Source organism: Microbulbifer regidiadema (SeqCode), assembly GCF_052466995.1.
This window is the reverse complement of the sequence record NZ_CP174297.1, coordinates 584,925-603,560: the sequence shown is the minus strand read 5'-3', so window position 1 is coordinate 603,560 and position 18,636 is coordinate 584,925. Positions and strand designations below refer to the sequence as shown.

16 protein-coding genes and 2 pseudogenes are annotated in these 18,636 nt (G+C 50.5%); 11 read left to right on the top strand and 7 right to left on the bottom strand.

The window, feature by feature from the left end:
* Positions 1 to 58: 58 nt before the first annotated feature.
* Both ACJJIK_RS02595 and ACJJIK_RS02590 read left to right on the top strand, forming a co-directional pair.
* Complete coding sequence (locus tag ACJJIK_RS02595) at positions 59 to 2,758, top strand: PD-(D/E)XK nuclease family protein (RefSeq protein ID WP_444944117.1); 2,700 nt, start codon at positions 59 to 61, stop codon at positions 2,756 to 2,758.
* Positions 2,755 to 6,213: a UvrD-helicase domain-containing protein gene (locus tag ACJJIK_RS02590; protein WP_444944116.1), complete on the top strand. Its 3,459-nt coding sequence runs from the start codon at positions 2,755 to 2,757 to the stop codon at positions 6,211 to 6,213. The genes ACJJIK_RS02595 and ACJJIK_RS02590 overlap by 4 nt, the downstream gene beginning before the upstream one ends.
* Positions 6,214 to 6,784: 571 nt before the next feature.
* Here the strand turns inward: ACJJIK_RS02590 and ACJJIK_RS02585 are convergent.
* Positions 6,785 to 6,997, bottom strand: coding sequence for a hypothetical protein (locus ACJJIK_RS02585; protein WP_444944115.1), 213 nt, complete (start codon positions 6,995 to 6,997; stop codon positions 6,785 to 6,787).
* Positions 6,998 to 7,008: 11 nt separating this feature from the next.
* Positions 7,009 to 7,902, bottom strand: coding sequence for a WYL domain-containing protein (locus ACJJIK_RS02580; protein WP_444944114.1), 894 nt, complete (start codon positions 7,900 to 7,902; stop codon positions 7,009 to 7,011).
* 80 nt (positions 7,903 to 7,982) lie between these two features.
* On the opposite strand from ACJJIK_RS02580, the gene ACJJIK_RS02575 reads away from it, so the two are divergent.
* The 5 genes and pseudogenes from ACJJIK_RS02575 to ACJJIK_RS02555 all read left to right on the top strand — a co-directional run bounded on the left by ACJJIK_RS02575 (position 7,983) and on the right by ACJJIK_RS02555 (position 11,394).
* A complete protein-coding gene (locus ACJJIK_RS02575; protein WP_444944113.1) occupies positions 7,983 to 8,444 on the top strand; it encodes a TIR domain-containing protein in 462 nt (153 codons plus the stop codon).
* 11 nt (positions 8,445 to 8,455) lie between these two features.
* A complete protein-coding gene (locus ACJJIK_RS02570; RefSeq protein ID WP_444944112.1) occupies positions 8,456 to 9,433 on the top strand; it encodes a caspase family protein in 978 nt (325 codons plus the stop codon).
* A gap of 16 nt (positions 9,434 to 9,449) precedes the next feature.
* Positions 9,450 to 9,944 (top strand): toll/interleukin-1 receptor domain-containing protein, encoded by a 495-nt coding sequence (locus ACJJIK_RS02565; RefSeq protein WP_444944111.1) that lies wholly within the window; start codon positions 9,450 to 9,452, stop codon positions 9,942 to 9,944.
* Between the two features lie 35 nt (positions 9,945 to 9,979).
* On the top strand, positions 9,980 to 10,690 hold the full coding sequence (locus tag ACJJIK_RS02560; protein WP_444944110.1) for a hypothetical protein: 711 nt from the start codon (positions 9,980 to 9,982) through the stop codon (positions 10,688 to 10,690).
* Positions 10,691 to 11,225: 535 nt separating this feature from the next.
* A pseudogene (locus tag ACJJIK_RS02555) lies at positions 11,226 to 11,394 on the top strand (carbon storage regulator).
* 220 nt (positions 11,395 to 11,614) lie between these two features.
* Here ACJJIK_RS02555 and ACJJIK_RS02550 read toward each other — a convergent pair.
* The gene (locus ACJJIK_RS02550; protein ID WP_444944109.1) at positions 11,615 to 11,905 is read right to left on the bottom strand and encodes a hypothetical protein; all 291 of its coding nucleotides are present in this window, start codon (positions 11,903 to 11,905) and stop codon (positions 11,615 to 11,617) included.
* Positions 11,906 to 12,475: 570 nt separating this feature from the next.
* Between ACJJIK_RS02550 and ACJJIK_RS02545 the strand changes: the two genes are divergently transcribed.
* Both ACJJIK_RS02545 and ACJJIK_RS02540 read left to right on the top strand, forming a co-directional pair.
* Positions 12,476 to 13,462 (top strand): transposase, encoded by a 987-nt coding sequence (locus tag ACJJIK_RS02545; protein ID WP_444944108.1) that lies wholly within the window; start codon positions 12,476 to 12,478, stop codon positions 13,460 to 13,462.
* A 208-nt stretch (positions 13,463 to 13,670) separates the two neighbouring features.
* Entirely contained in the window at positions 13,671 to 14,768 is a 1,098-nt protein-coding gene (locus ACJJIK_RS02540) for a PD-(D/E)XK nuclease family protein (RefSeq protein WP_444944107.1), read from the top strand.
* Between the two features lie 156 nt (positions 14,769 to 14,924).
* Here ACJJIK_RS02540 and ACJJIK_RS02535 read toward each other — a convergent pair whose 3' ends face one another.
* Entirely contained in the window at positions 14,925 to 15,416 is a 492-nt protein-coding gene (locus ACJJIK_RS02535) for a gamma-glutamylcyclotransferase family protein (protein ID WP_444944106.1), read from the bottom strand.
* Between the two features lie 181 nt (positions 15,417 to 15,597).
* Positions 15,598 to 15,888: a hypothetical protein gene (locus ACJJIK_RS02530; protein WP_444944105.1), complete on the bottom strand. Its 291-nt coding sequence runs from the start codon at positions 15,886 to 15,888 to the stop codon at positions 15,598 to 15,600.
* A gap of 411 nt (positions 15,889 to 16,299) precedes the next feature.
* Here ACJJIK_RS02530 and ACJJIK_RS02525 point away from each other — a divergent pair, with 411 nt between their 5' ends.
* Together ACJJIK_RS02525 and ACJJIK_RS02520 are read left to right on the top strand one after the other, a co-directional pair.
* Entirely contained in the window at positions 16,300 to 17,223 is a 924-nt protein-coding gene (locus ACJJIK_RS02525) for a hypothetical protein (protein WP_444944104.1), read from the top strand.
* Entirely contained in the window at positions 17,223 to 17,672 is a 450-nt protein-coding gene (locus ACJJIK_RS02520) for a hypothetical protein (RefSeq protein ID WP_444944103.1), read from the top strand. Before ACJJIK_RS02525 ends, ACJJIK_RS02520 begins: the two co-directional genes overlap by 1 nt.
* Positions 17,673 to 18,176: 504 nt before the next feature.
* On the opposite strand, the gene ACJJIK_RS02515 is transcribed toward ACJJIK_RS02520, so the two are convergent.
* Together ACJJIK_RS02515 and ACJJIK_RS02510 are read right to left on the bottom strand one after the other, a co-directional pair.
* Positions 18,177 to 18,386, bottom strand: coding sequence for a hypothetical protein (locus tag ACJJIK_RS02515; RefSeq protein ID WP_444944102.1), 210 nt, complete (start codon positions 18,384 to 18,386; stop codon positions 18,177 to 18,179).
* Positions 18,386 to 18,562, bottom strand: a pseudogene (locus ACJJIK_RS02510) (hypothetical protein); the annotation flags it as partial. The pseudogene ACJJIK_RS02510 and the gene ACJJIK_RS02515, both read right to left, overlap by 1 nt.
* Positions 18,563 to 18,636: the final 74 nt, after the last annotated feature.

Below are 18,636 nucleotides of genomic sequence, written 5' to 3'. Positions count from 1 at the left end.
TCCCGTCACAAACCGCGACCGTTCTCGGAATAACAGGCCCTAACCGGTACCCGAATCCATGTTGAAGCCGGCATTTCCCGCTCTCGATATATTTGCGCAGCTGCCCCCAGGAGGGCTGCTGCTCACTCCCAACAACCGCCTGCGCAACCGCTGCCAGCAGGTGTTTGCCGCACAGCAGCCGCCGGATGCCTGCTGGGTGCCGCCACCGGTGGAATCTCTGCGCAGCTGGCTGGACAAACTCTGGGCTCAGCTGCAACAGCGCAACTGGCAACCCGCCTTGCCACAGGTACTGAATCGAGAGCAGCGGCAATTACTCTGGCAGCGCGCCCTGGATGGATCCCTAGACCGGCAATTACTCAACAGCCAGCAACTGTGCCGGGATGCCGACAGCGCCCTGACACAGCTGTTCCAGTGGCAGTTGATCCCTGACCTCACGCAAATAGATGAAGCGCTGACGCCCCTATTGGAGCAGTTCGCGCTCTCTATGCGCAGCGACGAACTGCCGCTATGCGCCATGATCAAAGCCTTTGCCAGGGAGCTTCAGAGCCACAACGCCATCACCCCCGACCAGCGCGACCAGCTGATCCTGCGCGCCTTCCAAGAGGGTATCCTGGAGCCGCTAACACAGATTGATACCGCCGGCTTCGCACAGATTTCGCCCCTGGCCCGCGCCCTGATTCACGCCGGTGCCGAAGCCGTTTTTGAAAGGCCGGGCCTCACCCAAGAGAGCGATTTATCCGTATCCGCCTGCGCCGATTTAGATGAAGAGCTCTACCAGGCCGCCCTTTGGGCCGGGCAAAAGTTGGCCGAAAATCCCGGCCACAGCGTCGGCATAGTGGTGAACAATCTGGGCCAGTGCCGCGCCCGGGTGGAGGCGGTATTTTCCCGCGTGCTCGAACCCCAATACCTGGACCCCAGGCAACCGCGCTACACATTGCCATTTAACTTTTCCGCCGGCACCCCCCTGGCGCAAACACCGATTGGCAGTGCCGCCCTGCAATTGCTGTCGCTGCTGCAAGACGAGTGGGACTACCCCCAATTGCAAAATATCCTGTTCAGCCCTTTCTGGGGCGACGACAGCGAAATCTGGCTGCGCAGCGCCCTATTCCGCCGCTTACAAAAGCTGGAACTGCGCCGTATCGACGGCGCAACCCTGCGCTACTGGGCCGAGCACAGCGCCGGTGTACTCCATTTGGAGGCACCGCAACTGCCGCAACAGCTGGAGCAAATCGCCGAGCGCGCCCGCCGCTGGCAGCGGGCCCCGGCAGAAGTTTGGGCCGCGCGCTTTTCCGAAACCCTCAGCGCACTAAACTGGCCCGGCAGCCGCAACCCGGATAGCCAGGAGTACCAACAGCTGATGCAGTGGGAGTCGACCCTGGAAGAGTTCGCCGCAATCAGTGCCTGCGGCGGCAACCTGCCCCTCACCCAGGCCCTGCAATTGCTGCGACAGATTGCCAGCCGCACCCCCTTCCAGGCGGAAACCCGCGATGGCCCCCTGCAAATTCTCGGCGTGCTGGAAGCCGGCGGCCTCGCCTTCGATCACCTGCGCCTGGTCGGTTTCGGCCAACAGCAGTGGCCGCCGGCACCGGCGCCCAACCCGCTGCTGCCGATTCAATGGCAAAAACACTGGAAGATGCCCCGCGCCAGCGCCGAGCGGGAATTGGAACTGGCCCGCGAACTCACCGCCGACCTGCTCAATGCCAGCGGCGATATCGTCGTGAGCTACACCTGCGAAGAGGACGGCGTGCAGCAGGGTCTGAGCAGCCTGTTTGAACCCCCGCACACCGCCCAGCCCTTTGCCGACAGCGCCCTGCACCACCACTACCAGCAATTGGCGCAAACCAGCTGGCTGGAAAAAGTCGCGGATAAAAAGCTACCGCCGCTCACCCCCGCCGAATGCGAGCGAGTGCGCGGCGGCGCCTCGGTACTCAAGGCCCAGGCCCTGTCGCCCCTGAATGCGCAGTTGCGCTTCCGCCTCGGCGCCAGCAGTTTTACCCAACCGGATATCGGCCTCGGCCCCGCCGAACGCGGCAATGTGGTACACCAGGTGCTGGCGGAATTCTGGCAGCAGTGCGGCACTCTGGCGCAGCTACAAGCTATGGATGACGAGCAGCGCCAGGCGCAAGTTGAACGGGCGGTGGAGCGCTCCCTCGGCAGCGTGCGCAAAAAATACAATCACCTGCCGATTGGGTTTTGGGAGATGGAAAAGCAGCGCCTGGAGCGCCTGCTGCAACAGTGGCTGTCCGTCGAATTAGACAGGCCCAACTTCTCCGTAGAAAAAGTGGAGTGGGAACAGGCCGTGGAGATCGGCGGGCTGCACTTTAATCTGCGCCTGGACCGGCTGGACCAACTCGCCAGCGGTGAACAACTGGTTATCGATTACAAAACCGGTGTTCCCAGTATTCGCGACTGGTTGACCCAGCGCATCCGCGAGCCCCAGCTGCCCCTCTACGCCCTATTCCAACCGGACGCCCATGCCATCGCCTTCGGCCAGGTGCGCAACGGCAACTGCAAATGGAATGGCTGCGGAGACCTGGAGCACCCCATCACCGGCATTAAAGCCGTGGGCGATACCGAAAAAGAATCCCCCTACGGCACCTGGAGCAATCTGGTGGAGCACTGGCGCTACAGCCTGGAATCCCTCGCCACTGAGTATCGCAGTGGTATCGCCACCCTCGCCTTCGACCGGCCCACCGATAACCACAGTGAACTCTGGCCCCTAAACCGCTGGCCGGAAAGGGAGCAAATAAGCGAATGAACGAAGTTGTGACCACTCCCGCCCTGCGCCGCCCCATTGACGCCGATGCCCGCAGCCAGGCCCTGGATATCAGCCGCAGCTTTGCCGTCTCCGCGCCGGCGGGCTCCGGCAAGACCGGCCTGCTCACCCAACGGGTATTAAAGTTGCTCGCCGCCTGCCAGCAGCCGGAAGAAGTGCTCGCTATTACCTTCACCCGTAAAGCCGCCGGTGAAATGCGCGAGCGCCTGATCGACGCCCTGCACAGCGCCCGCGACCAAGCCCGCCCAGACAACCCCCACGACGCCATCACCTGGGATTTGGCCCGCGCCCTGCTGGAGCGGGATCGCGAACTGGAGTGGGAGCTGCTGCAAACCCCCCAGCGCCTGCGCATTCAAACCATCGACGGTCTGTGCCGCAACCTCGCCAGCCAACTGCCCATCGAGAGCGGCCTGGGCGCACCGGGCGAACCCCTGGAGCGCACCCAAATTGCCTTCGAGCGGGCCGTGGTCAACCTGCTCAAACACCTCGACGGCGAAACCCCAGATACAGACTTACAGCAACTGCTACTCCACCTGGACAACGACCTGGGCCAGCTCAATAAGCTGCTGCGTATTTTGTTGGAAAAGCGCGAGCAATGGCTGGGCCCACTGCTGAGCGTCAACTTCGCCGGCGCCCAGGACTATTTCCATTTTGTAATCGACGAATTGGTGGCAGAAAAACTGCAGGACCTCACTGCAACCCTCGGCAGTTACGCCGGGGAACTGCTGGAACTGGCCTGTTATGCCGGCACTAATTTAAAAAGGGAAAATCCCGACCACGACCTGTGCCTTTTCGCCGAACTGGACGATTTCCCGGCTAGCGACAGCAGTGGCCTACCCGCCTGGCTCGCCCTCGGCAACCTGCTCCTCACCACCGCCGGCGATCTGCGCAAAGGCGGCGGCATCAATAAAAAACTCGGCTTTGGCCTGCCGGATAAAAAAGATCCCGAGCGCCCCATCGCCGAAGAGTACAAGCAGCGCATGAAAGACCTGCTGGCGGAACTGACCGGCAACGAAGCGCTGCTCGCCGCCCTGCGGGAAGTGGGCAAGCTCCCCAGCGGGCTGCAACAGAGCCAGTGGCAACTGCTGCAAGGGCTCGCCCTGGTACTGCCCAAGCTTGTCGCCGAATTAAAACTGGTATTCCAGCAGCTGGGCGCCACCGACTATACCGAAGTGGCCCAGGCCGCCCTGATCGCCCTGGGCGATAGCGATAACCCCACAGACTTGGCGCTAAAACTGGACCTGCAAACCCAACATATTCTGGTGGACGAGTTTCAGGACACCTCCCACACCCAACTGCAACTACTGGAAAAGCTCACCGCCGGCTGGCAGCCGGGAGACGGCCGCACCTTATTTATCGTCGGCGACGGCATGCAATCCTGTTACGGCTTTCGTAATGCCAACGTGGGTATTTTCCTCGACGCGCGCGAGCGCGGCATCGGCGAGGTCCCCCTGGAAGCCCTCGACCTCCAGGTCAATTTCCGCTCCGAAAGTGCACTGGTGAACTGGGTCAACGAGACTTTCCAGCGGGCCTTTCCACAGGCGGACAATATCGGTCGCGGCGCCGTGCGCTACCTGCAATCCGAAGCCTTTAAAGACAGCCAGTGGGCCGAGCCCTCGGTAAACTTTTACGGCTGTATTGATGACGAAGAGCGCAACCGCGAAGCAACCCAAGCCGCGCAGCTGGTACAGCAATTACAAGCGCAAGATCCCGACAGCCGCATCGCCATTCTGGTGCGCAAGAAAAAGCACTTGCAACGGATTCTAGCGACCCTCAGCGCCAACAATATCGCCTTCCAGGCCCCGGAGCTGGCACCGCTCGCCAGTAAAATGGTGGTGTTGGATTTGCTCAGCCTCACCCGCGCCCTACTCGACCCCAGCGACCGTATCAGCTGGCTGGCCGTACTGCGCGCCCCCTGGTGCGGACTGCAACTGCCAGACCTCTACACCCTGGCCAACTGGGGCAACGGGGATATCAGCGCAACTGACACCAGCGCCCGCCCGCTGCTGATGACCCTACAGGAAGTGGGTGATATCGCCCTGCTCAGCGACGAAGGGCGCTACCGCCTGGCCCAGGTGGCCCCCAAACTGCTGCACGCCTGGCAACAGCGCGGGCGCAAACCCCTGCGCACCTGGATTGAAGGCCTCTGGCTGGAACTGGGCGGCCCCGCCACCGTTGCACAAAAGTCCGACCTGAATAATGTGCAGGATTTTCTGCAATTATTAGAGGCCTTTGATACTGGCGGCGCCATTACCGACTGGCAACAGTTCACCCTGGCCCTGGAACAACTCTACGCCCGCCCCGCCCAGGATGCCAAAGTGCAGGTAATGACGATTCACAAATCCAAAGGTCTGGAGTTTGAACACGTACTAATTCCCGGCCTGGACCAGAGCGGCAAACCCGGCAGCGATCAACTGCTGCGCTGGAGCGAATGGCTCAACCGCGAAGGCGAGAGCCGCTTCCTGCTCGCTCCCAAAAATGCGCGCGGCGGGCAGGACCCAGTATTTGAATATCTAAAGCACGACAACAGCGAGCGCGAACGCCTGGAGGGCACGCGCCTGCTGTATGTGGGCTGCACCCGCGCCATCCGCTCGTTGCACCTGTTGGCCTGCATCAACCGGGATGAAAAAAAGGGCAATTTAAAGGCCCCCGGCAGTGCCGCCCTACTCGCCGGTATCTGGCCCAGTATTGTGCAACACCAGGAAAGCGACTGGTGCCACTGGCTGGAAGCCCAAGAAGCCGAGCTCAACCCGGACGACGCCGGCAGAGATCACGACTACCTGCTGCGCCTGCCCAATCAGTGGCGAGCCCAAGCCATGCCCCGGCAGGAATGGCTGGCCCAATACCGCATGCCAGACTACCAAGCCAAAACGGAGGAAGAGGACAATATTCCCGAACTGGGCCAGGTAGCCCTGCGCTGGCTCAAACACGCCGGCACCGTCGCCCACGAAACCCTCGCCACCATTGCCGAGAGCAACCTCCACGACTGGACCCCCAGCAAACTGGAAGCCCAACGCCCCCTGTGGCAACTGCGCCTGAAACAATTAGGGCTATCCGCCACCAGCCTGGAGCGCGCCGCCGAGAAAGTGGAGATCGCCGTGCGCAACAGCCTCAGCTGCCCCACCGGCCGCTGGCTATTGGATGGCTCACTGAGAGAGTCCGCCTGCGAGCTGGAACTGCACAGCGGTGGCCGACAGTTACGACGCTCCATTGTGGACCGCACGTTTATCGACAACGAAGGCACCCGCTGGATTGTCGATTATAAAACCGCAGAACCCAGTGCTGGAGAGAGCCAGGAGGAGTTTATTGCCGCACAGCTGGAGCAGTATCGGAATCAGTTGGAGAATTACCGCAAGCTCTTTTATGCGCGGGGGGAGCGGAATATTCGCTGTGCGCTGTATTTTCCGTTGATGCGGAAGTTGGTGGAGTTGGATTAGGGTCGATTAGGCTTAAAGCAACGATGGGAAGCACCCGCAGTAACATATGCATTGGAGTTTTCCAGGAGCATTATTAAAACCGTTACAGACAGGTTGCGACCTAAAACTTCTAGGTTGGCGTGAATACGCCTTAATAGCCAATATTAAAAGCACTTACGCTCAAGATCGCAAAACATACGCTGGATACCAAATATCCGATGGTGATTAAGTCATTACCGATAAATGGGCAACTGTCTCGGCCTAGTTTAAATACCCGGAATAAATCCGCCCTCCCCCCCCGATCTATACGACTATTGCGGTGGAGGCCGTACACGGGCTGTTCCGCACGCTCACCAAAACCAAGTGCAGTTTCGGAGATGAGAGTAACTGAAGCTGCTTAATTGACACAGAGTTTTAAACATCCTCAAAGCTCATCAATGAAACATACTCTATAGAAAACGAGATTATCAACCTGTTCGATCCTTCGGTGTTTGATCTGATCCCGGAATAAGTTATTGGTGAGTGCGCCAAGGTCGTAGAAAAAGCCAATTTACAAACCAACCTAAGTTAAATTGGCTTAATCTGGATTAGTTTAGATCAAATCTAACACTTCGATACCCGACCAAATTCTGAGTGGAAAGAGGGTGTTTTTTGGTACCATAGTGTTTTTAATTGCCACTTTTCTAGGTATAACATCAACAACAGGCTCACCTCTGTTGGCCATTGTTAACAACTCTCCAGCAATTACCTGCTGCGGGATTTCAGAAAATCTTGCGCCGGTTTGATTGAAGCTAATCCACTCCACCAATACCTCCACTATTCCTTTCCGTATCCAGAGAGACCTGGAGCAATTCCTCGACTCTCAACATCATATAGTGTCTGATGATTTCTCAGCCAAAGCTGGTAATGATAGCCTTCCAAGCTATGATCCACTGTACAGTCCACATTCCAGTGTCTCAACCAGTACCCTGCGACAGTGGCCCTTACCATTAGCTTCAGAACTCCATCAACCATATCAAAGTCATACTCAATAGTTTTTGGCTGTTGGACATTCGCAGGATTGGGATGAGGCACCAACTCCAGCAAAACCATCCTTCCCCATTGAAAGTCCTTATTTTTTTGATCAAGAAAATTAGTTTCAGAATGATCAATCTTCACCGTGCAAATCCGGGTCAGAGCATACGCCATGAAAGCTTCTTTATCTAAATCATAAGCCCTCATATACCAATGAATACCATTATCAAATAAAGCATGAGGTACTAACCGCTTAGCAGATTGTCCATTTTTTACTGAGCGGTAAGTCGTCTTTAAGACAGATCCTTGAGAGATAGCCCTTGTGATAGTGGAGAGAATATCTACATCCGGCAGCACCAAGCGAGGCGGGCACAGAACTCCATCCGAATCACCCATGCCCAATGCTTCACAGATCTTGCCTCCTCTCAACTTTGAAAGGGCAGACTGAACTTGCAAATCAAAAATAGGTTGGAAAACCGACTCTTGGATCTCATATTTCTTAGTACTTTGATTTAGCACCATGTTGTCCTGCGTCAAATCACGATAAAGCCTGATATCTCGGGTAGCAGCAGCCTCCCCCAAACCAAAGCGCTCGGTCAAATCAGAACGCGAAACCCACCCACGAAAACGCAGCATGAATTCCAAATATTCCAGCCTGTCATGGATGTTTTTTGGTAATTCCCCTAACTGGCTCATACACCACCTTATACATCATATCTTTGCCAACATCATAGCATCAATTTTCAATGTTGACCTCATCATATTGATTAGGTAGTATGACTAATAAGTTCGGACTATCTGATAACTTTAATTTCAACCTAAACGAGACTACTATTTTGAACACACACAATCTCTTTATTAGTCATTCATGGGCTTACGATGACTTATACCAGCGATTAACCAACCTTCTGGCCAATCGCCCTTACTACAACTTTAAGAACTACAGCGTTCCCAGGGCAAACCCCATAATTGGAGCCAATACAGACAAACAGCTGGAATCCGCTATCGAGTCCAAAATGAAAGTATCCAGCGCAGTAGTTATTTTGGCTGGGGTTTACTCCACCTATTCAAAATGGATTAAGAAAGAAATTGCTATAGCCAAACGGCTTGGTAAACCGATCATCGCAGTAAAGCCCTGGGGGAGTAATAAAATCTCTTCAGTCGTTCGACAAGCTGCTGATGTGGAATGTGGCTGGAATGCTGACAGCATAGTCAAAGCCATTCGTAAAGTAGTATAGGGGCATTTCAAGTGAGCGGTAGAAAAGCCTTAGTTATCGGCATTGATCACTATCCATCCCATCCTCTCCATGGATGTGTGAATGATGCAATAGAAATGTCTGGTGAGCTTAAGCGCCATGGTAATGGTAGTGTCAATTTTGATGTACTAACCCTAGAGAGCGGCACCCAAAGTGTTACTACAGGTGCAATCAGGGAAAAATTAGAGCAGTTATTACACGGCAATCCGGCCGTCGCAGTGTTCTATTTTGCAGGACATGGCACTGTCGTCAACGGAGAAGCCTACCTGTGTACCGTTGACGGAACCCAGCATGCACCCGGGCTTCCAGTCTCGGAGCTCACTCGCATGATCAGCAACACCTCTGGAAAAATTCAAAATTGCGTGGTACTCCTTGATTGCTGCTTTGCTGGTGGCGTAGGTAACCTAATTAATATTAACAATAGCGTGGCCGGACTGGGGAAAGGAGTTACCATCTTAACCGCATGCCGAGAAAATGAGACCGCTCAAGAAATGAATGGGCATGGCCTGTTTACGTACTTAATGCTGGATGCTCTTCGGGGTGGAGCAGCTGATATCCTAGGACGCATAACCCCCCCCTCGATATATAGCCACATTGATCAAAGCCTTGGAAATTGGGATCAAAGGCCGCTTTATAAAAGTCACGTAGACTCATTCCTCACACTCAAAGAGATGCCCCCAAAAGTGGAGCTTAAAACTCTTCAACGACTACCATACTTTTTCACTACGCCCGCCGATGAATATGAATTAACACCAGCTCACGAACATACAAATGGTGATGGAAGCCCCAACACAGAAGGTGATCAAACCATTAAAGCCGAATTCCGTGAACTACAAAACTGTAATCGAGCCGGACTGGTAGAGCCTATTGGCGAGCAGGATATGTACTGGGCAGCCATGAATAGTAAAAGCTGTCGCCTTACAGCGTTAGGAGCACACTACCATCGCCTAGCAAAAAACAACCGCATCTAAATAAAGGAAAGTGGAAATGCCAGTATTTATTAGCTACCGTCATGCTGACGTCAATTTAGCCACTAGAATATACAACCGATTGAATACATCAGGTATCAATGCTTATCTAGATAGATTTGATGGAGAGTCACAAACTACTGACAATATCACGCAAGTTATTACCCAGCGGATCAAAGAAAGCACTCACCTTATAGCTGTTGTATCTAACACTACTAGCCAATCCTGGTGGGTACCTTTTGAAATCGGTGAAGCGACAATTGCTGAACGGCGCATTGCAACCTATCAAGCCAGCCATGCTTCATTACCTGAATATCTCGAAAAGTGGCCCATCATGAGATATGACCGGCATTTGGATTTTTTCATACAGGCCTACAGGGAAGAAGGAGCGAGTATTCGAAGCAGGGTCTTAAATGAACCCCTAGACCCGCATGGCAGACAACAACAGAGGCCTAGTGCCGGCAACTTCCACAGGTCTTTAAAATCCAGCATTCGGAATAGCATGGTCTTTTAATTTTAACGCGACGCAATTAAGTATAAGGAGGCACAGTGCTACTTTCGATACTAGTATTTTTTCATATTATTTCTGGACTGGTTGCAGGCGAATCTAGCATCAGGCAGACCCCCGAGGGTAGAAAAAGCCTTGACGTCCTATCTGGTGCCGGACTGTTCTTCCTTAAGTGGAGGGCCTATGCCGATTACAAAAAGGAACTAATCGGATTGCGTAATATTTGCGGAATCACTACCATCATTTTTACAACACTACTATTTATTATTGGCCCAACAGACCCTCCCTCACTACTTAACGCTCTTCCAATGTTATTTTTAACTTTGTGGTCAACAATGCAGTTTGGCACCAATTTCAAGAAAAGTGTTAGAGAACAGTTTTCAATTGTAGGAATAATGCTTATTGGGCCTTGGTTAATTCTAGGTATTGACTACCTAACGAACTTTCAATTTAATCAATTTCAGACAATGACCTCTCCATTTAGACCTTTCGGAATTCAAAATTTAGAATACTATCAAGCTGCTATAATTATTAGTTTGCTTGGCGGATTTATAGGCATTATTATAGCCTTACTTTCAACATTACTATTCTCAATGATACCTCTTTTCTTTTTGTTTTTAATGGTAACTCTAACCACCCTCTCAAAGTCCGCTCTAAACACACCCCCCAAGACCGGAAAAAATATAGCATTACTTTATTGCTTCATCATCGGCCCTATACTCATGGCGCTAGAATCCAAGGGAGCTCTTTAACTTTTTATGGAAGACTTCACGACAATCCAGATAAATGAAATATACAAAAGAAGTAGCGAGCAGGATAAAGTAGTCATCTGATCAAATTAATATCGAAGCTATAAAAGTTAAATAACTTCAACTACAGGCAATAGTCATCAAGATTTAAGGTATATAGCGATAGCTTTTCCTACCCCCCCTCACCACTCCACCTCTAATTTCTACGGTCGCTACCCTCTAGCAAAGACCCCCAAATTTCTGAAGAGTCCATACTTTCAATAAGAGAACCACAATATGAATTAAGCAGCCAAGCAAATTGATAAGTAGACTATTAAGATGGCTATATGCATAGTACGCTAGAAACCCGTTCATCTTCAATAAAGTGGAACACTATCAGCAGCTTGGAGCAACTCCCCAGGCTCTGGGAGCCTAGCGCCCGCCTTTTTCTATTCTGCGCCCACCGTCCCCGTGCCCCACTCTTCCACCAAGTATCACTTACCAGGCTTCCCCATCAAGGAATGCCCACCCACAGCTTGAGTATCGCTAGGAAACACACATGTTGCTCCTAAAGCGCCGAACAGGCGAGAACCTAAAAATTGGAACGAATGTCTCGACCACAGTGCTGGAAGTGAAGGGAAATCAAGTAAAGATAGACACCCCCCCCGAAATCCCTTCCCGTTCATCGCGAAGAGATCTATGTGCGTATCAGAACGGGCAAAGAGTAAGCAACGGAAAGTGTTGAAGATATATTATCCAAGAACGGAGGGCACATTCGAGCCTACTATAAAGAGGCCAAGTATTCTTAAGCAGAAAGATACACCAAGCTTCGATTATCGGCCTAACGCACACACAATAAACAAATATACTGGTTAGATAAAATCCGGGACACGGCGTAAGAACTAACCAGTATTTGCCCCTACCTATGTGTTTGTTAGCTACAGCAGGTTAAAGCTCAGCAAATATATCTTGCATGCCCCTATCACCACGCTTATAACCAGGCGGATTAAAAGCAAAGGTATTCCCAGTAAGTTGTAGATTTGATATTTTAGATAAGTAGCACAGATCCCATTCATGTCCTGAAGTAATGTGCCCACCTTCAGTCTGGTAACATCTTAAGACCTCATTACCTCTAGTTGAAAGGCCAACCGCTGCCGGCTGAGCAATACGATTCAAGCCACTATAGGTAAATGAGATTTCTTTGCGATTATTTATTGCTGAAATAATATCTTCAATCATATTCACTCCTTCGATCTATTTTCGTTAACTGTCCGAAATAATAGTAAATAGAATATTATGGGCACTTAACTGAATTTCAAGGTATCCTGCATTCAACTCTGAAGTGCATCACCCTTTAGGCTGCTGCGGGAGATTCTGGACACCCACTAAATAAAATAGCCGCAGGGCTGCAGAAACCAGATGAGAAAATAGGCATTGAAACTATAAAAATGTTTTAACTTCAACAACTTATCGTGAATCACCAACTCAGAAAGACAAGCATCCATCCTGTACCACTACAGCCGCTTCCCATCTGCCAAGCTTGCCCACCAAGGGGTACCCACCCACGGGTTGAATACGACTAGAAAGTAAATAAGTTGACCCTGAAGCTCAGAGCTGGCGAAGGCCTAAAAATTGAAACAAATGTACCAACAGGATCTTTTCTGCACCCACTGGATCTTTTCTGCACCCACTGGATCTTTTCTGGATGGATCTTTTCTGGACACCCAGTAAAGATAGAGCTTAAAGCGTCACTCCCATTGACACAACACCAAGCCCACAATAAAAATACTGAATGATGATTTCCACCCGATGACTCAGCCTCGCCACTCACAAATTTCTCTCGACGCAACACCTTACTATCACTGTGTCTGCCGCTGTGTACGCAGGGCATTTCTTTGTGGAAAAGATGCTCAATCCGGGCAGGATTACGAGCACCGGCGACAGTGGATTGAGGCAAGAATGCAGGAACTAGCCGATATCTTTTCCCTGGATATTGCCGCCTATGCGGTGATGAGCAATCACTACCATATCGTGCTCTATATTGACGCCAAAACAGCCAAATCCTGGTCTGATACTGAGGTTATTACCCGGTGGCAGGCGCTATTCAAAGCTTCCAGCTTGGCCCAGCGCTTTATTCAGGGCGAAGCTCTGGATCGCAGTGAAAAGGACAAGCTTAATGAACAGATCAGCCTGTGGCGGGAAAGGTTGATGGATATCAGCTGGTTTATGCGCTGCTTGAACGAGTCGATTGCCCGCCAGGCCAATACAGAAGATCGTTGTACTGGTCGTTTCTGGGAGGGCCGCTTTAAGTCTCAAGCGCTATTGGACGAAAGCGCCCTGGCCGCTTGTATGGCCTATGTCGACCTCAATCCCATCCGCGCCGATATGGCGAAGACTCCGGAAGATTCTGATTACACTTCCATCCAACAACGCATTCGCGCTGCCGTTTCCGGTGAGCAACCGAAAGGGCTACTTCCTTTTGTAGGCGACGAGCACCTCAATATGCCGAAAGGATTGCCGTTTCAGTTGGATCACTATTTGGAGTTGGTAGACTGGAGCGGTCGGCATTTAGACCCTAAGAAACGAGGCTCCATCCCTCAGAACACACCACCCATCCTTGAGCGATTGGGTATCTCGGAAAAGCACTGGCTGTATCTCAACCGGAACTTTGAAAGCCGCTTTAAAAGCCTGGTGGGATCTGCAGAGGCGGTGCGACAAGCCTGCACCCGCCTCGACAAGCGCTGGGTACACGGGCTGCGGGACTGCCAGCAATTTTTTAGCCCTGCTCCCAGCTGACCTGAATAAGAAAATTTTCGATTATTGGCTGCCAGCGTAGCCTTGGCATTCCCGCCTGCCCCACACCTTTTTGCCTACAGCCTAAAAGAGCGATCAGCGCCATATCACCGCCCACCATGCCGACAATTTACCCGAATTTCTCCATCTAGCCATCCTGTGGCGTGTAACTCCTTGCCTGCAACTGGCTCATCAATCTATGCATCAATCTATGCAATCTATAGGTGTCCCATCATCATCCCCCATCATCATCCCATCCCATCATCATCAACCCGGCAGCGATCAAGTGCTGCGCTGGAGCGAATGGCTCAACCGCGAAGGCGAGAGCCGCTTCCTGCTCACCCCCAAAAATGCGCACGGCGGGCAGGACCCAGTATTTGAATATCTAAAGCACGACAACAGCGAGCGCGAACGCCTGGAGGGCACGCGCCTGCTGTATGTGGGCTGCACCCGCGCCATCCGCTCGTTGCACCTGTTGGCCTGCATCAACCGGGATGAAAAAAAGGGCAATTTAAAGGCCCCCGGCAGTGCCGCCCTACTCGCCGGTATCTGGCCCAGTATTGTGCAACACCAGGAAAGCGACTGGTGCCACTGGCTGGAAGCCCAAGAAGCCGAGCTCAACCCGGACGACGCCGGCAGAGATCACGACTACCTGCTGCGCCTGCCCAATCAGTGGCGAGCCCAAGCCATGCCCCGGCAGGAATGGCTGGCCCAATACCGCATGCCAGACTACCAAGCCAAAACTGAGGAAGAAGATAATATCCCCGAACTGGGCCAGGTAGCCCTGCGCTGGTTAAAACACGCCGGCACCGTCGCCCACGAAACCCTCGCCACCATTGCCGAGAGCAACCTCCACGACTGGACCCCCAGCAAACTGGAAGCCCAACGCCCCCTGTGGCAACTGCGCCTGAAACAATTAGGGCTATCCGCCACCAGCCTGGAGCGCGCCGCCGAGAAAGTGGAGATCGCCGTACGCAACAGCCTCAACTGCCCCACCGGCCGCTGGCTATTGGATGGATCACTAAGGGAATCCGCCTGCGAACTGGAACTGCACAGCGGTGGCCGACAGTTGAGGCGCTCCATTGTGGACCGCACGTTTATCGACAACGAAGGCACCCGCTGGATTGTCGATTATAAAACCGCAGAACCCAGTGCTGGAGAGAGCCAGGAGGAGTTTATTGCCGCTCAGCTGGAGCAGTATCGGAATCAGCTGGAGAATTACCGCAAGCTTTTTTATGCGCGGGGGGAGAGGAATATTCGCTGTGCGCTGTATTTTCCGTTGATGCGGAGGTTGGTGGAGTTGGGGTAGAGCGAATTTAGTATAGTGCAGGGCTTGTACCTGCACTTTTTATAAAGCCGCCAGAGATCAGCTATCTCCAACACTGTGCCTTACATCCTCCAGTACGCACAAGCTTGCAGCAAAAGAAAAGTTGCAACGCAATAGCCATTATTGCGCCTGAGTTTTTCAACTGTATATTGCACGTTCTCTTGCATCCCGCTCTCTATCAGGGTCTTCCTTACCCTTGATTGTTTCCAATCTATTTAGATAGTCCGTAGGAATCCCCGTTTCTTTCGCTCCATATATTACGTGATATAGATACCAAGAATAAGGTTGCAAAGACGGATCCGTATTCGCTGCATAATAGGTTACTGCTTCGAGGGAATTTCCTTTGACATCAGTTACCCGAACCCTCTTTTCCTTATAGCCGTAACCTAAACCCTCTACCTTATCTAGAGCACCTTTTTCTTTATCTGATATTTCGAACAGTGCACCAATCACACAATCTTTGGAATCTTGGGTAAACAGTGCATCACACTTGCCAGAACCGTCTTTGCTCACCTTGTGAAAACGAAGAGAATGTTCAGCAAGAGTAAACATTCCTATTCGCACAGCGCTAGGAACCCTTTTTTTGAGTCTTGGAAGAGACATATTTGACCCGTAAGCAAAATACCTCATGCTGACTCCATACAGTTAACAGTGAATGCAAAAGCAGCATCTATATGCCACGCTTCGCTATAATTTCAAAGCACGCCAGCCCAACGACCTAAGAAGTCAGCGGCTTTGAGCCATACCGCTTACCACCCCATAAGCTTACAACCTCATCCTCAATGGCTAGCGTTGCTACAACCTGTTTACACTAATTTTTATCAGTTACCTCTTCCCATTCATCTTCATAACCGGCTGAACGAAAATAGGCCATTAGCGTAATGATGATTTTCTCAAGGATATACTCACTACTCTCACCTTGCTTTTCATCTTGCCTGCTAGACTCACTGACAGTTCTCCAGAAAAACTCAGCGAAGTGAATGGCCTCTTCTTTATTAGCCAAAGATCCCGAATTGATAATATCAAGACTTTTTTCATCATTGAATAAATCTGCATAATGTAAAAGAAATTCTTTCTCCTCGGGCAATTTATAATTAATCATCCTATTACCTTCGCGTCATCTCTTATTGACTCATACGATCAGCAACCAACTGGAGTTCTTGGACTAACCGAGAAACCGTCATATCTTCGTAACGGATAGAAGATAGCATCTATTATCTTTCTAATAATCTACAAACCTCAAATTAAGCGGCAAAAGCACAGCAAAGGCTTGCCGCCAAATGTGGTAGAAGAAAAATTTCGAGATACTCAAAAGAAAGTAGCCAAAAATACTTGACCACTACACTGGGGCAGATTTCATGATTTTCATGTATGTGCTCAAGTTCACACTCTGGCCTTCCCAGAACACCACTAAAGTCTATTAGTAACTGAACTAGTGATGTAGTCTAATGAATGAGCAGCGTGACTCGTATGCTCTGAAAGCACATAGGGAATGTGAAGGAAAAGGAATTCCATGAACAGCAATAATTTTGCGGTATCACTACCCAGCTCTACCTACAAAGAGTCGCTTCTCAAGCAGCGGCTATCCCACGAGATTGATTTACCTAAACTCTTCAAGTCTATCGATGATACCTATGAGCTGAATGGGGCAGGTGTTTCATATATAGACTCTGATTTTACTTTAGTAACACTAAGGGAGTTTCAGCCCTTGTGCAGGCAAAATCCAATTCATATTGTCTTGAGGGAGCCTCCAGAAAAAAATGCCGTAGATACTTTCACTGCTTCGCTAAAGAATAATAAACGAGAGTCTCAACTGGTCGGAGAATTAGTTGGGACAGGGCTAAGTTGCGGCGCCGCAATACTATCTTGGATCGTTGTTGTAGGCGCTACAGCGGCAATCCCTATCTCTGGAGGCACTAGCGCTGCCGTGACCTACTTGGGTTACGCGGCCGCTACCGCAAGTACACTTCAGTGTGCGAATGGATTAGGAAGAACTGCTTTAGAGATATCTGATTCTCAAACTAAGGATTGGCTTGATAGTCAGGAATGGTATAACAATGCCTCACATGCAGTTGATGTCATTTCCTTAACTGGTGTGGCGGCTTCTTCAGTTGTAATATTGAAGACAGTGCAAACGCTTAAGAAGGCCTCATCTAAATCTACACTCGAAATATTGAAAGGGCTTACTCGTCAAGAACGTAAGCGATTGACTGAAGAAGTTATACGCCTGAACCACCAAAATGTTTCTGGGAAGGCGATGAAGGCATTAATTCGATCTGGGCGCTACCCTAAGCGCTTTCCTCACGAGAGCATTAATCAGGCCTTGACACTAAAGTTAAAAGAGGCTATTGCTGCTAGCATTAGCTTTACCGGAAGCGCAACATCTGGTTCTGTAAGTGCGCTAGCCGTAGGTGTTTACGAAGAGGTTAGTAATTGATGAACTCTCAGATTAATGGGGATGACAAAAAAAGGCCGCCGCTTGTTTTCCCTCCTAATATGTCACGCTTTTTGCTGGTTACCCTCGCTCTAATGGTAGCGCATGGCCTATCTATCTCTATTGCAGTAATCTATCTAACCGACATTAATCCCAAGTTGGCGATTCCTATTTCTGCCCTCAGCATCCTGATTTTTATTTTGTTTAATATTCTGGTTACTCGCGGAATTAGACTTGGCGTCTTGGGACTTAAGGCTCTTTCAGTTTTATATCTGGGCTTATCTTTGATGAGCTTGATTTTTTCTGCGGGTGTTACTTTATGCTTAATTTCTGCAGCTTGTTCCGTGGCAAGCCTGATTATAATAAATAGCGTCAAATACCGAGATTTTTTTAGCTATATGAAAGAAGCCAGGGCTTTGAGAAATGTCAAAGCTGAAGTATCTGAATCCTGATTGAAGAGTATGGGGATGGAAGAACTAAAGGTAGAAAATGGACATCCATAGATAAAGGTCAATCTACCTTAAGCCCAAGCGTAAATTTTTTGGACACACAGCGAAAGCTAATCACATCACTATATTTCTACTCCCTGAGGCGCTTTTCTGTCTTAAAAAATCTTCTGAACGTATATACCATTACGGCAATATAAAGGGCAATCACTATCGCCATAGCAGAAATATCATAGACATTTATCACCCAGCTTTCTGGGTGTTGATCTCCTTGCACCAATAGCGTAGTAGTTAGAAATGACACTAACAGCAGCAGTATAAATACAGCGGTTATCAATAGAAGTTTGCATGCCAGGAGTATAAATCTCTTCATAAAACAAAAACCTAGGTTAGGCAGTTGAAGGCAGATGCAACCTGTACCTATATTTGTCTAAATAATTAGCTCAATACGACCTCCCTACATAAGGGAGGCCTTAACTACTTTAACCTTTTTACTTTATGTCCTGACCTTCAGACTGAGGTTAAAGTGGGGCCCTTATACTCCCACTCGTCAATCATTCTTTCGGTCAGCGCCCTCAAACGTCCCATGTACAGAATATCTTCTTGAAGCTCTTCAGCTTCTTCATCATCACATTCGTTAATATCAACATCACACAATTTCTCTTCGTAGCAAGCAAGGGCTTCTCGTATGTAGTTCAAATCTTTGTAGTTATAAGACATCACTTAACTCTCATATATTTTTTTAAGGCGGCAAGCTTTTCAAAATACTCGGAAACAGGCATATCGATTTCCGCTTCAATCGAGTAGTGGGTATTGCCTTCTGCATCGGGAAACATATCTTTTGCAATAATCAACCCTGGTTCCAATCTCGCATCTTTGGTAATTATCCACCAAGCATCCTTTCCCTCTCTAAATGGAACTTTACTTCCGCTCCACTACGGCCGCTCCCCAACAAAGGAGTATCCCCCAC

Excerpts from the sequence above, each read along its gene's own strand:
- ACJJIK_RS02595 (WP_444944117.1), top strand. The coding sequence starts at position 59 with ATGTTGAAGCCGGCATTTCCCGCTCTCGATATATTTGCGCAGCTGCCC.
- ACJJIK_RS02590 (WP_444944116.1), top strand. The coding sequence starts at position 2,755 with ATGAACGAAGTTGTGACCACTCCCGCCCTGCGCCGCCCCATTGACGCC.
- ACJJIK_RS02580 (WP_444944114.1), bottom strand. The coding sequence starts at position 7,902 with ATGAGCCAGTTAGGGGAATTACCAAAAAACATCCATGACAGGCTGGAA.
- ACJJIK_RS02575 (WP_444944113.1), top strand. The coding sequence starts at position 7,983 with ATGACTAATAAGTTCGGACTATCTGATAACTTTAATTTCAACCTAAAC.
- ACJJIK_RS02565 (WP_444944111.1), top strand. The coding sequence starts at position 9,450 with ATGCCAGTATTTATTAGCTACCGTCATGCTGACGTCAATTTAGCCACT.
- ACJJIK_RS02550 (WP_444944109.1), bottom strand. The coding sequence starts at position 11,905 with ATGATTGAAGATATTATTTCAGCAATAAATAATCGCAAAGAAATCTCA.
- ACJJIK_RS02545 (WP_444944108.1), top strand. The coding sequence starts at position 12,476 with ATGACTCAGCCTCGCCACTCACAAATTTCTCTCGACGCAACACCTTAC.
- ACJJIK_RS02540 (WP_444944107.1), top strand. The coding sequence starts at position 13,671 with ATGCAATCTATAGGTGTCCCATCATCATCCCCCATCATCATCCCATCC.
- ACJJIK_RS02535 (WP_444944106.1), bottom strand. The coding sequence starts at position 15,416 with ATGAGGTATTTTGCTTACGGGTCAAATATGTCTCTTCCAAGACTCAAA.
- ACJJIK_RS02530 (WP_444944105.1), bottom strand. The coding sequence starts at position 15,888 with ATGATTAATTATAAATTGCCCGAGGAGAAAGAATTTCTTTTACATTAT.
- ACJJIK_RS02525 (WP_444944104.1), top strand. The coding sequence starts at position 16,300 with ATGAACAGCAATAATTTTGCGGTATCACTACCCAGCTCTACCTACAAA.
- ACJJIK_RS02520 (WP_444944103.1), top strand. The coding sequence starts at position 17,223 with ATGAACTCTCAGATTAATGGGGATGACAAAAAAAGGCCGCCGCTTGTT.
- ACJJIK_RS02515 (WP_444944102.1), bottom strand. The coding sequence starts at position 18,386 with ATGTCTTATAACTACAAAGATTTGAACTACATACGAGAAGCCCTTGCT.